Source organism: Chitinophaga sp. CF118, assembly GCF_900112615.1.
Classification (GTDB): domain Bacteria; phylum Bacteroidota; class Bacteroidia; order Chitinophagales; family Chitinophagaceae; genus Chitinophaga.
In genome coordinates this window covers 25,010-38,967 of record NZ_FOMK01000009.1, presented here as the reverse complement: position 1 = coordinate 38,967, position 13,958 = coordinate 25,010, and the positions used below count along the sequence as shown (strand labels likewise).

At 39.9% G+C, this 13,958-nt stretch carries 9 protein-coding genes; 2 read left to right on the top strand and 7 right to left on the bottom strand.

Translation table 11 applies throughout. The annotated features are described in order from the left end of the window. The first annotated feature begins 19 nt into the window (after window positions 1–19). Window positions 20–754, top strand: a complete 735-nt coding sequence (istB, locus tag BM176_RS25460; protein WP_090107174.1) for an IS21-like element helper ATPase IstB — start codon at window positions 20–22, stop codon at window positions 752–754. 201 nt (window positions 755–955) lie between these two features. Here the strand turns inward: istB and BM176_RS25455 are convergent, their stop codons facing one another. Together BM176_RS25455 and BM176_RS25450 are read right to left on the bottom strand one after the other, a co-directional pair. After that, window positions 956–2,017, bottom strand: a complete 1,062-nt coding sequence (locus BM176_RS25455; RefSeq protein WP_090107173.1) for a nucleotidyl transferase AbiEii/AbiGii toxin family protein — start codon at window positions 2,015–2,017, stop codon at window positions 956–958. Window position 2,018: 1 nt separating this feature from the next. Beyond that, on the bottom strand, window positions 2,019–2,792 hold the full coding sequence (locus BM176_RS25450) for a DUF6577 family protein (RefSeq protein ID WP_143097928.1): 774 nt from the start codon (window positions 2,790–2,792) through the stop codon (window positions 2,019–2,021). Window positions 2,793–3,104: 312 nt separating this feature from the next. Here BM176_RS25450 and BM176_RS25445 point away from each other — a divergent pair, with 312 nt between their 5' ends. Continuing rightward, the gene (locus BM176_RS25445) at window positions 3,105–6,080 is read left to right on the top strand and encodes a DEAD/DEAH box helicase (RefSeq protein ID WP_218162284.1); all 2,976 of its coding nucleotides are present in this window, start codon (window positions 3,105–3,107) and stop codon (window positions 6,078–6,080) included. A gap of 143 nt (window positions 6,081–6,223) precedes the next feature. On the opposite strand, the gene BM176_RS25440 is transcribed toward BM176_RS25445, so the two are convergent. From BM176_RS25440 to BM176_RS25420, 5 genes are all read right to left on the bottom strand, one after another. After that, window positions 6,224–8,170, bottom strand: a complete 1,947-nt coding sequence (locus BM176_RS25440; RefSeq protein WP_090107171.1) for a sigma 54-interacting transcriptional regulator — start codon at window positions 8,168–8,170, stop codon at window positions 6,224–6,226. Beyond that, window positions 8,167–10,506: a tetratricopeptide repeat-containing sensor histidine kinase gene (locus tag BM176_RS25435; RefSeq protein WP_090107170.1), complete on the bottom strand. Its 2,340-nt coding sequence runs from the start codon at window positions 10,504–10,506 to the stop codon at window positions 8,167–8,169. The genes BM176_RS25440 and BM176_RS25435 overlap by 4 nt, the downstream gene beginning before the upstream one ends. Window positions 10,507–10,656: 150 nt before the next feature. Beyond that, window positions 10,657–12,057, bottom strand: coding sequence for an alginate export family protein (locus BM176_RS25430; RefSeq protein WP_255373586.1), 1,401 nt, complete (start codon window positions 12,055–12,057; stop codon window positions 10,657–10,659). A gap of 50 nt (window positions 12,058–12,107) precedes the next feature. After that, the gene (locus tag BM176_RS25425; protein WP_255373585.1) at window positions 12,108–13,094 is read right to left on the bottom strand and encodes an alpha/beta fold hydrolase; all 987 of its coding nucleotides are present in this window, start codon (window positions 13,092–13,094) and stop codon (window positions 12,108–12,110) included. A gap of 62 nt (window positions 13,095–13,156) precedes the next feature. Continuing rightward, the gene (locus tag BM176_RS25420; RefSeq protein WP_090107168.1) at window positions 13,157–13,939 is read right to left on the bottom strand and encodes an alpha/beta hydrolase; all 783 of its coding nucleotides are present in this window, start codon (window positions 13,937–13,939) and stop codon (window positions 13,157–13,159) included. Window positions 13,940–13,958 lie beyond the last annotated feature (19 nt).

The following is a 13,958-nucleotide window of genomic DNA, read 5'->3' as shown; positions in this document are numbered from 1 at the left end:
TACCTAAACTACATGTATTATGAATGAACACAACACCGTAGAAAAGATGCGCAGAATGCGCATGAATGCCATGGCTAACCTTTACCATCGCAGCGTAACTGAACACCTTTATCAGGACTACACCCTGGATGATTTTTTAGCGCTGATGGTGGATACAGAATGGGAGAACCGGCAGAGTCGTAACATTGAGAATCTGGTTCAGCGAGCTGGTTTTAAACAGGCGGCTTCCGCCGCTGATATTGACTATCAGACTCGCAGAAATCTGGATAAAACTACCCTGGAACGACTGTTAGGTCTAAACTTTATGCATAACAAGGAAAACCTGATTATCACCGGCCCCACTGGTTCGGGGAAAAGCTTCCTCGCCCAATGCATAGGGGTTAAAGCCTGTCAAATGCTCAGCAAAACCATATACTATAATACCGCCCGGTTCTTTGACCTTGCCAAGCTGGCGCGCTTGGAAGGAACTTATGCTAAACTGATCAAACGGATACAAAAAGCACAACTACTCATCCTTGATGACTTTGGCCTGGTCGCAATCGACCAGGCTGCACGGAATGTATTGCTGGATATAATCGAAGAAAGGTATGATAAGGCTTCTACTATTATTGCTACGCAAATACCTGTAGCCAAATGGCACGGCCTGATTGGGGAAAATACAATTGCAGATGCTATACTTGATAGGATCGTATTCTCCTCTCACAGAATCGAACTTGAAGGAGAATCTTTAAGAAAGAAAAAACAGTTAAACTGATTAACTAAAACCTTATTATTGCATATGGAAAGTGGCCCAATGACTCCCGAAATACCTGGCCCAGTATCAGCCGTTTTCACTGGCCCATCATCACCGTTATAGACATCAGATAAAGGCAGATAATTATATTCTAATCGCACCAGATGCAGTAGTGCAGGAATCTTAACTCTTGAATTTTCATTGAATGCCATCTACCAGTTTTTATTGGGTTATTATATGGTACCAATAATAAAATGCTTCGGGATTAGACTTTTTGAGTTTATTTAGCTTGTTGAAGGCTGGATCCTCAATGTTAAATTCCTTTATTTCTGAAACATTATTGCTATATCTATTGAATTGTCCATCACCCTTACTTATCCAATTGGCTAAGTAAGCAGCTTTGGCTGCCGCTGTAATGGCCTTATCTAAATGAAACGTTTCAGCGAATATAAACCGCGATACTCTTTGTATCCCATCCTGTAATTGCGAGTAATTTCCTGCTCCTAAAACTCCTCTTGAACAAATTGTAAGAGATGTGTCTATAATATCTTTATAAACATCCTCAATGCTTTTGTCGGTATGATTTCTATATTGTAACTCTACTTGAGCAATATTTGAAAAGCTGTTACGGACTTCTTCCATATTACTTGAAATATCAAATAGGTTGCTAATGTCATATAGCTGTTTGATAATTTCCATAGTCATACTATCGCCATTCTTTTCATACGGGATACCTGTGGTGTTAGGGGCAAAAGCAGTTAACTTGTCGCCCAACAGTCCCTCACAAATAGGAGCCACTACCATTATCTCTTCCCCTTCTAATTGAAGAAAGGATGACTTAATAGGATATTTTGTAAGCGATGGGTAATGGTTGGCTTCAAACAGAATATCTAATAAAATATACTCTTCCTCTTTATTTGTTTTATGTATAGGAGTATAAAAAAACTTATAGTGTGCTTTTTCAATTGTTGACGATTTCTTTCTTGCTTGCTCTTCCCACCTAATAAAATTTGTGTCTGAAGCTATTTGGGTAAAAAGCGCTTCCAAATCAATAGCATGATTATTCAAAATAATATCTATATCAATGGATAGTCTTTTAGGATGTTCAAAGAGTAAAAGAAGGGAAGTACCCCCTTTAAATACAAAATCCAGCTTATTTATTACTAGAGCCTGTAATAAGGCTAACGCTCTTATAGCCTTCTCAATTAGAATAGGATCCGCATTACGGTGGTTACGAGATACGTTCTTTATCCATTCTATTGTATAAGTATCCTTTTTTATCATACTATAAAACGGCACTTTTTTCAAAAAGATGCCAAAAATTAGTTCTGGTTTTTATGTATTCAAGAAACGCTTCCTTTTTCTTCCGTCTCATTGCATATCTCAATAACTTATTGATATTCAAAGTATAAGTAGAAAGAATACTATTATAAATGTTTTTTAGTTCGGTTCCTTGCTGCGCGTTAAATACAATTTCATCACAGAACACGTCTACCATAACCTTTTCTATTGAAGGAGTACTAATTTCAATGTCATTATGTAGCGTCGCTTGAATAGGCGCTTCTGAAACTAATGGAAGAATTAAGATTACACCTGGTTTATTTTTAGAATATCGCTCCAATATTTCCCGATCTGGTTGTAAAAATGAATCGGGAAATCCCTCTTGAATAATATGGAAAGCAGATTCTAAAACGTCTTTCTCAACCTCAACTATATTATAAAAATAGGCGGGTTGGTGAATCATCCATTGGTTAAAAACAGCAGTATTCCATAAACAAGTCTTTGCAAAAGGCAATTGATCTATAAGAATCTTATTAATATTTAACAGTATATCATTAATTTCCGGATGATATTCTATAGAAGTACCAAGAGCATAAAGTCCCCGGCCTAGCCTTTTCATTATACCTTGGTTAACGAGGACATGTATTCTCCAGTTTAATGTTGATTTAGTGATATCTGGAGCTTTATCAAGATAAAAACTCATCAATTCCGAATTAGAAAAAGCACTGTGGTCTTTAAAATGCTTTTTTAACTCATTAATGTAGAGTGACTTTTGCAAGTTAAAAGAGGTTTGCTCAAAAATACTAATTTTTGGCACAAAAAAAGGAAAGTGCCAAAAATTAGAGATAATCGGACATGTAAGTCCTTAACAACAATAGAATCCAGGTTAGAGTTCATAGCCTATTAAAAAGCCGACATTTATGAAGAGTAAAATGCTGTATAACACTTGGACGACGTGAGAACCTATACAACATTTCTTATTTTGTAACCAAATCAGCTACTTGGTTGCGCAATTTCAATTTAATGATAATGAACCAGTTATTAATAAATCTACTTTATAGCAGCCATTTAAACCAGTCAAAAATTACTGATGAATCCCACTGAAATAGAATCATTTACTTCCCTTTTTAAAGGCCGGAATGATGTTTTTGCTTTACACTGGGAAAAGGGCGCAAAATCTGGATACATGCCCGCCTATCATTTTGACCCTTACCGATATAAGGTGCATAAAATGAAAGGCGGTACGCTTAGTAATTTCCCCGAAAAGACTTATCAACACTTAACAGAAGAGCAGATAAAGCGACATTTACAAGGAACCCAGCTTATTGGCCTTTATCCTCTTTTAACAGATAATACATCGTGGTTTATCGCAGCAGATTTTGATGAAGAGAACTGGACTGATGACAGCCGTAAGTTTCTGGCTCTTTGCCAACAAAAAGGCATTCCTGCTTACCTTGAACGTTCCCGTTCCGGAAATGGCGCACACGTCTGGGTTTTCTTTCAACAGCCCTACCCGGCAATGAAGAGCCGGAAAATACTACTTTCATTACTAACAGAAGCCCGTATCATTTCAACATTCGATAAGAATTCCAGTTTTGACAGGCTGTTTCCCAACCAGGATACACTTTCCGGAAAAGGCTTAGGCAACCTGATAGCCCTGCCTTTTCATAAACCAGCTATGGATAATGGGAATAGTTGCTTTCTTGCCCCCGAAACTATGGAAGCCTATCCCGACCAATGGCACTTCCTTACAACCATACAAAAAGCACAGGGATCTACCTTAGATAATCTATATGAGAAGTTAGGCCATATTGCATTATCAATAAATACTAAGCCTAATCAAGGCTTAACCATAATATTAAATAATGTTATCGCAATAGCCAGAAATGGCTTACCCATCATTCTGATTAATTATTTGAGAGAAGAGCTGAATTTTGCTAATACAGAATTCTTCATCCGGCAGAAGACAGGCAAAAGTACCTATGGAAGCAAACGCTATTTCAGATTTATTGAAGAAACAAACGATTATACTATTATTCCCCGTGGATTTACTGGACGGCTTCTTCGGTTTTGCAAGGAAAACAATATTACTTACAAACTAGAAGATCAACGAGACAAAAAGCCTAATCAGCTTTTCCGGTTTCATGCGACATTGCGGGATTATCAGCAAATAGGAGTTTCCGCAACAGAAAAAAAAGATATAGGAGTAATAGTAGCACCTCCTGGTTCCGGCAAAACTTTGATAGGGTTAAAAATAATTTCGGCTAAACAACAGCCAGCACTTATTGTAGTGCATAGGAAACAGCTGATGGAACAGTGGGCAGAACGCATTGCTACTTTTCTCGGAATTCCTGCTGCTGAAATAGGTAGAATAGGTCAGGGGAAGTATAAGCCCGGAGCGATGGTGACACTGGCTACTATTCAAAGCCTGGCAAAAGCTATAGCCAATCAATCTAATAACGACCTTACCAGCTCATTCGGAACTATATTAATTGATGAATGCCACCATATCCCTGCTGAAACTTACCGCAGTACCATCCAGCAGTTCAATAGCTATTACCAGTATGGTCTTACTGCAACTCCATTTCGTAAATACAATGATGGCAAACTCATCTTCATCCATTTGGGTGACGTTATTGCAGAAATAACTAACCAACAGGTAACCAAGTCTTCTCAGGCAACAATAATTATACGAGACACCTCTCTGGATGTACCATTTAACCAGAAAACAGATCGATTTGAAACCTTGTCTAAAATTCTGGTACATGATTCAACGAGAAACATTCTGATTCTTAAAGATATAATAAAGGAACTCAGTAGCGGAAAGCGTGTCGTTGTTCTAACCGAACGTAAGGAACATATTGATTCACTGTACCAATACCTGAAACAGTCCTATGAAGCCATTACTTTAAGCGGAGATGATAGTACTGCCAGCCGTGATGCCAAATGGAAGCTGCTACAATCAGGTAATTACCAGGTATTGATCACCACAGGTCAGTTTTTTGGAGAAGGGACTGATCTGGACAATGCTACCTGCCTGTTCCTTGTTTATCCATTCTCATTTGAAGGAAAACTCATCCAGTATATAGGCCGGGTACAACGATCAGAAATAGCACCTGTCATTTATGACTACCGCGATATTAAGATTGATTACCTGAACAAATTGTTTTTAAAGCGAAATACCTATTACAGGAAGTTAATCCGCCAAAGATCGTTGTTTGATGACCCGGTAGAAGAAATTACGCCTGTTGCCATAAGTGACATACTTACCATAGAAAAAGAGATTAAAGTTCCGCTGGAATCCCTTGAATTCAAATACGGTGCGATAGGCTTTTCATATACTTACAAGGAACCGGACGAGAAACTTGAATTTGAAATAGCACATGAAGATATCAGACCGGAGTTTGAGGTTTTGAAGCCTTATTTTATTAAAGTGCTGAAAACCAAAAACATAACTGTTTCTATATATGCGGAACTGGAAAAGGGGATGCTGGTATCCCAATCAGCAGATTCTGCCGATGTAAAGATGATCAATAAAGAAGTCATTGAGGGCGTACGATTCAAATTTGTTACAAAAACAATCCTAGGTAAGTTCCCATTACCTGAACGCAACGTGCTGGACATAACCCAGCTACAAGCAGGACAGCCACTTTATGAAACCGGAGAGGAATTGATTGCAGATATATTGAAGCAGCCACATTTTAAGCATCATCAACAACTTCGCTACCTGGCCGAAAAACATGCCGGACATATTCTTAAAATCCGGTTTGTACTTCAGCCATTCTCTTTTGTATTCCTGACAGAAGGAGAAGAAATGTATCATGTGATATTAGAAACCCTGGATACCGAAGAAGCCAGCTACTTATGGCATTTTGAAAAGCAGCGATCGCTATTACCAGTCTTTTTAAAAGAATTAGACAGGCAGTTGGATATTATCAGAAAGCAAGGCAGGCACGCCTTTATTACTGCCGCACCAGAAAATTTCAGCCGGATTGTTCATGACTACAGCAACGAGCAGAAAGGCTTCATTACCTGGAAATATATGCTTGAAGAGCGGTTGGTATGATAATCAACCAATTAAAGCAGTGCTTAGCCTTTCAAAATCCTCCAAAAATTTCGACATCTCCCCGCCCCTCTCCACCTTCAAAAGAGATCACAGAAATGTGGTCTCTTTTTTTTTATACGATACTGGTAAGCGTACAAAAACCATCATTCGCCGTATTCCTTCTTTATTCCTAATTTTTTCATTTTAGACCTTAATGTTGATGGAGGAAGGTTTAATATCTCTGCAGCACCGGCAGGGCCCCAGATTTTACCGTTGCATTTTTTTAACACCGCCAATATGTGGTCTCTTTCATTTTCATCAATTGTTTTCATTCTGCCTGCAGATATTATATCCGGCTGCTCATTCGATACGAATTTCGGCAGGTTTATATCTTCTATAACAGAAGTTTTGGCAAGCAGGATATGTCGCTCAATTAAATGTTCCAGTTCACGTATGTTGCCAGGCCAGTCATAAGCCATCATTTTTTTCAGCACTTTATCAGCAACGCCGGTTATTTTTTTACCTGCCTTCCTGTTGTAATAATGAATAAAATACTCAATCAGGGCGGGCAGGTCTTCCCTGCGGTCACGCAGTGGAGGCAATAAGACCGGAAAAACATTGAGGCGGTAATACAAATCCAGGCGAAACCTGCCCTCTGCCACCTCCTTTTCCAGATTTCGGTTAGTTGCCGCTATAATACGCACGTTTATCTTAATGGATGACTCGGCACCCACACGCTCAATTTCTTTCTCCTGTAATACACGTAACAGTTTTACCTGTAGTTCAAGGGGTAATTCGCCAATCTCATCCAGGAAAACTGTTCCTTTTTCAGCCCGTTCAAATTTGCCAATCCTTTTCCCGATGGCACCGGTAAAAGCTCCCTTTTCATGGCCAAACAACTCCGATTCTATCAAAGAAGCCGGTAGCGCAGCACAATTTATTTTAACAAATGGCTGCCCTTTCCTGGGAGAAAGTTGATGGATACTATCGGCTATTTTTTCTTTTCCGGTGCCGCTTTCACCCAGTATTAAAACAGAGGTATCTGAAGGTGCCACCTGGTTTATCATATCCATTATATGGAGCAATGCCGGACTGCTACCCACAATATCTTCAAAATACCCCACCCCACTTTTTAATGCCGCTTGTTCCTCCATAGCAGGTTTGTAATTCATGGACAAAGCGCCTCTTTTTTCATCTGTCGCGATACCATTCATCAACGCGCTTAGAGGCTGTTGCAGGCGAAAAAGCCAATCCATTTTTTCCGCACTATAGCCATCCGGAATACGCCTGAAAAAGCTTAATGAGAAAATAAAATTATCGGCAGATAAAAATGGCAATACCAGATTAGAAGCCATTCCAAAGGTATTGGCAAACAAAGCCTTCATTGGATGCGTGGCAAACAGGCTTTTAAAATCATCCCCGTTATACCAGCCTGCCGTATTATCAACAGGGGTATGCATCAATAGCTTCCTTATTTTTTCCGGATCCAGACCGGACATAATGGAAAGCTCCGTAATGCCTATCACCTGGTATTCATCAAAACCAATACGTGATAAAGCAAAACCGGAAAAATGATCTCCCTCCAGAGATTTGAACTTTACAGCCAGGCAGTCGAAAGAAAGATACCGTTGCAAGGCCCTGGCGGTACTCAAAAACTTTTGTGTCCAATTGTCGTTCGTTTTCTCAATTTGTAACAATTCCTTTTTCACCTGCATTTCCGTTTGCCACTTTGCATTAATGCTATGCTCATAGAGGTAAAATGCAATTTCAAGTGAAACCAGCAGATCTTTCTCTCTAAATGGCTTTACTAAAAAGCCATAAGGTTCTGTTGCCTTTGCCGCTGTTAAAATCTCTTCGTTCGAATTAGCCGAGAGATATATAAAAGCGATATGCTCTTCCTTTAATTGCTTTGCCAGATCAATACCTGTAAATTTCCCTTTTAAAAAAATATCCAGTAAAACCAAATTGGGCTGTTCATTCTTTATAATTTCCTGTGCCTCCGCCACCGAGCGGGCAATGGAGCAAACCGGGTAACCAGCTGCGGTCAGCATCATTCGTAAATAATCAGCTTCTATAAACTGGTCTTCTACTATCAGTATTTTTTGCTTCATACATTAAAGTTTGGGTTGGGAGCAGATGAGAAAAAGTCTTTCGACTGGCCAGGATTATAGACAAAGCTTACGGTAACAATGGTACCATTATTACTTTGCATAGTAAAGTTGCCGTCAATATCTTCACTCAATCCTTTCATCAGGTTCAGACCCATGGATGATTGGCTATTGCCATTAAAGGAGGCCGGCAAACCTATTCCGTCATCCTTTACAGTAAGCACCATCCGGTGATCATCATTGCTGTGGTTAAATAAAATGTATACATTCCCTTGCACTTTATCTGGGAAAGCATATTTAAATACATTGGTAATGGCTTCATTCAAAATAAGCCCTACCGGTATTACATAAGTAAGCTCCAGGTTAATACGATCTATCTGCAAATGAAATTGCAAAGAAGCTCTTTTGTCGAATGACTCTTTTAAGGAATCCACCAGTTCATTAATATATCCCGGCATATCAATAGAGGAAAGATTTTCCGACTGATACAGTTTCTGATGAATAAGTGACATGGCATATATACGCTGCTGACTTTCTTTTATCGCAGCTATCGCTTCATCATTTTTAAGATAACCCGATTGTGTGCCCAGCAATCCCATCACGATATGAAAATTATTTTTAACCCGGTGATGAATTTCTTTTACTAGCCATTCTTTTTCATTAACCAGATGTAACAGCGAAATGTTTTTCCTGTTAATCACAACTTGTTGCGCTTCCAGTTTTTTATTGGTTTTCTGTTTAAACCTATAGCGATTATACCCAACTGCCAATAGTAATATCAGCAACACTGCACTTGCTGTTATCCAGTTTCTTATAATATTGGCTTGTTTTAAATTTGCTTGCTGCAACTGGCCTTTTTTTGTTAAATGGCCTATTTCCTGATCTTTTTTCTCCGTTTCGTATTCAATTTGCAACTGGGCTATCTGCCGGCTTTTCTTTTCGTTGAAAATAGAATCTGTAAGGGTTTTGTATTGCTGGAAATATTTGATTGATGCCCGGTAATTACCAGAGGCTGAATCTACCTTAAACATCAAAAATGCTGCGTCAGCTAATACAGATACGTTCATAGAGTTGGGACTTAACAGCAGCATGTTCAGATAAGGACGTGCCTTTTTAAACTGCCTGTGTTTTACATAAAAATGTGCAATATCAAAACGTGCCATTGATACAAATTCATCATCCATAGCATGTACCTGGTTTGCCAGGTTAAAAGTGGCAATCGATTTTAAAAAATATCTTTCGGTGCTGTCATATATATTGTAAGCGTTATAGCAGTACGCCATGTTCTGAAAAAGTGCTGCACTTTCGGCCAATGTTTTCGGCGGCCTTCGTTTTTGCAGGTCTTTTGTGATGGCCATCGCTTCTTTTATTGCGCCGGATTTAATCAACTGAACTATGAGCAAACCATATGTCCGGTATAAACCAAAGGCGGGGTATCCTTCTGCCAATTCTCTTTTACCAATACATTTTTTGTACCACGCAACGCTTTCTGCGGGCTTATCAAGCGCCTGGTATAGTTCTGCCAATTCACCATAACAGTCTCCAATAGCGGAGGAGTCTTTTGTGACTTCTATGCACTTAAGTGCATGCAATGCATATCCCAGCGCTTTATTATAATTAGCCATGTACCGGTTTGCCACAGATAGCTGGTAGTAAATAGTGGGAAGCATGTAAGAGTTGAATTGTTCGCTTTTTTTTATAGCGGCCAGAAATTGTTGCTCCGCTTTATTGTATTCGTCATTACAACCATACAAAGCGCCCAGGTCAAGCGTTTTATCTATGTCCGCCTGTTGATCTTTTATCTCACGATAAATGGATATTGCATTGATATAGGCAGTTTCCGCCTCCTGTTTAAAAGTGCGCATTCTATCATATCTCCAAAATGCTTCCGCATACCATACCCAACTATCCCCCTCCCTTTTCCTGTCACCAGCAAGATGCGCATTTTTAACCAACTCCATAAAAACACTTTTTCCCCTCGCTACCTTGTTATCAAAAACCAGTGCAGCGCCCATCATGTGAAGAACCTGGACTTTCCACCTCACGAAGTTTAAGCCAAGTGAATCACACAATATGATCGCATGTTGTAAGTAGGTGAAAAGTTCATCATACTCCTCCCTGTTCAATTCATTTTTGGATAAGTAGTTTAGTGATACATTAATAAGTAACCGAACCCGGTTAGAATCCGGTTTGCTTTTTTTCAACTGCCCTATTAGTGAATCAACTTTGAGGTAATCAGACACATCCTGGCTGGCGGCTTTAAACGGGATAACTACTAATGCTACAATAAAAAAGTATATGATAAACTTCAAACTGATTTCTTTATACAGTGGGTTCATTTACCAACTTTTGAATACCATTGGGAACAAAAAGGCAAAATGATGTAAAAAACAACCAGAGAAAGATAAAACTAAATTATCATTTTATAAAACAACGGCTTTACCGGGCAGCAAATCTGCCGCCGGGTAAAGCCGTTAATGGTTAGTTTGCTAAAATTTGAGCTGAACTGTGGTAGCCATAAACATTATGTCTTTACCCGGCCCCACCTCTTTCAAAAAAGAGCCGGCTTTAAACCAGGTACACTCGTACCGGAAGTATAGGAAACTGTTGGGAACATATTCGAGATGAGTAGAATACTGCTGTCCAATACTCTTTTTAGTACTGTTTTTTCCAGAGTAAATCATAGCCACATTGGGGCCATATAAACCATCATTCCGGCTATAGCGCGAGAAAATATCACAATCCATATTAAAGAACAACCGCCTGGATAAATCCAATGTAAACGATGGATGAACGTCAAATAAATTAACAGGCCCTATCAAAGATACCAGACCAAAATACCCTCCCCTGGGAAATAACGGATTAAAAGTTTGCAATTTGTTATCGCCAGATGACGCATCACCGCTTATCAATTCCGTTTTTATCCCTATTTCAGGCTTAAGCCTTGTATCGGAAAATTTGTAACCTGTGTTTACAGACAATGTCCATGCATCAATTTTTTTTCCTGCAAAATCACCAAATTGGTAAAGCCCTTCAATATCGTATCGCCAGTACTTTTTGCCAAGCCATATACGGCTACCAATAGAATGCCTTAGCTCCCGCCCTGCCCCATCATCAAACTTTGCACTTTTTTTCTCCAGCCCGAAGTAATACACATCGATATTGCTGAAGAAAGGCACCTGGTTTTTAACCAGGTAAGCGCCCCAGAATCTGGTGTATTTATTAAAGCCGTCATCAAATAACATTTGCCTCGATTGCACAGAATGAGAAAAGAAAACATCGGCTTTCCAACTACGATTGGTATACAGCAACCGGGCTGCGTCAAATGATTGCCGGTTGTTAGGCCCATCACGTACAGCCACTAACCTTTGAGAGCCATATAATAGTTCCTGCCGACCAAGCCTCATAGTCAGTGTTTGCGAATGTTGAAAAGGCAACACCACATCTACAAATGCCTGGTGCAGGTCTAACTGGTTTTCATCCACCGGTGAAGATGGCCCAACCTTCCCATTTGCAAGGCTGCTTTGCAGTTGCACAAATGTTCTGAAATTTTTACCAGCATGAAAATCAGCATGAGCCAGATACCGGGTAAGAATAAATCCATCCTTGTCGGCAGGAGATCCGCCCCAGTTGTCATTATTAAACCACAGGTATTGATACCTGATGTCACCACCTATGCTCAACCAGGTATTTTTATCATCCGAAATAGCACTGAATTTTGTTCTTTTATACCAATTGCTACTGCTATCATTCTTCAGAAAAAAGTAATCCTCATCATACCGTAACTGCTTGAAAGCAGGGAGCGTCTGTGCATCACTATAATAAAACAGCAAAACAAATAAACTTATACCTGCAACACGTCCGATAGTTTTGATCATTCGCGTTTCCATGTCATTTATTTTGATAGCCACCGTAATACCTTAGCGGTAATGTGGTAATACTAATTGGCCATAAAAAAATCAAGCAAGTCTTTCTGCACCTGTTCCGTATTCTCTTGTACAATCCAATGGCCTGCGCCTTTGATATTGGAGCCTTTCACATTTTCAGCAATAAGCTTGCAGTGATCTACAAGGAAGCCCGCACCAAAGTATTCGCCACCCATTGCCAGCAAAGGCATTTTTAATTTGGTCTTCATAAACACCTTATTATCTTTTGTATCCTGTTCAAAAGCGGCAAACCATTGAAATGCTCCTGCCGTTGATCCTTTTGTTGAATAAGCTCTTACAAACTCATTTGTTTCTTCAGTAGTAAATGCATTTTTTACATGGCCAACTACCGGCCAGAAGTTGGTGAGAAATAAGCGTTCTCTGCCTGCCACCAGTTCTCCCGATGCCGGAAAAGAGAAGAAACCAAACCACCACGCAGATGCTTTAACCTGGCTCCAGACAGGCTCAACACCCGGCAGCAATGCATCCATCAATGCCAGCTTTTTTACCTCGCCCGAAAATTGTGCTGCATAGGCATAAGCTATCATCAGGCCTATGTCGTGCCCGGCCAGGTTTATATTATTATAGCCCAATTGCTTTACAAGCCCGTGTATGTAACCGGCTAAGGCTTTTTTATCATAACCACTGTCAGGCTTGCCCGATTCACCCAGGCCCGGAAGATCAGGCGCTATTACGGTAAAATGTTTGGATAATTCGGGTAACAGACGATTCCACATATACCAGTTTTGTCCAAAACCATGTAATAAAACAAGCGGTTCACCCTCCCCGCCAACTACATAATGAATATCAATGCCGTTTACTTTAGCCGATGCATGTTTAAAGTTTGATGGAGGAGAGGCAGGCTCGGTTGTAATGGCGGTACTATCATTTACTGCTGATGTGGACTGCTTGCCGGGATTGGTTTGGCACCCGGCAATCAACATCACCATTAACCATAGTATGGCCGGGTAGTAACTTATTTCTCTAATAGATGTGCGCATAAACATGTTTTGTTGTTTTAATTGTATGTATAATGTTAAATGGTTTGCTTACCTGCCAAATGCTATTGATTACTTATCCATTGAAGTATATAATCAGCATCTTCTTTCCAGGTTGGCTGGCCCAAAACGAAGTGATTCCTGCCCTTGAATTCTTTGTATTCAATAATCGAATCGTTGTTTTTATATTTCAGATAATTAGCATAATTCAGTGAGGCCGGTATGGTGTGGTCGTCGCTGCCGGAGGTTAATAACAATGGAGCATGCGGGTTATCAAAGTTCACTCTGGCTGCTTTGGTGATGGTATCCCTCACAATAAGCTTTGATTCGGGAATGGCAAATTTGTAATATGCTTCTTTCTGCGAATCGCCATCCATCCCATTAGTAAAAGCATATTGCCATTGGCGGAAAGACATGAGGAACGATTTTTTTGCCGGGGTGAAAAGGCCAAGCGGCCCCCAGCCTGCTTTCAAAAAAGAGAACTTAAAAGTGATGATGCCCTGTGGTGGTACAGAATGAATGGCAACTCCCGCCACCCCCAATCCTCTTTGCAGTAAAAGCTGTACAATAAGCCCTCCGATTGAATGCCCAATTAATATCGGCTTTTCAGGGAGCTTCCTTACAGCATCATCGTAGTAATCAGTTAACGCCGCAAGCCTGTTGGACGCTATTGCTATGTTAGGAAGACTGTTGCGCAGTATTTCCGGAGAAACATTTTTGTGCGGCCAGGGAGGGGCGATTGTTTTATAACCCTTGCTTTCAAAATAGGTTCTCCACTCATCCCAGCAACTATGGTGAACAAAAGCACCAGTTATAAATACAATTGTTTTTGATTGCCTTTTTTCCATTACAGATAATTATGGATTC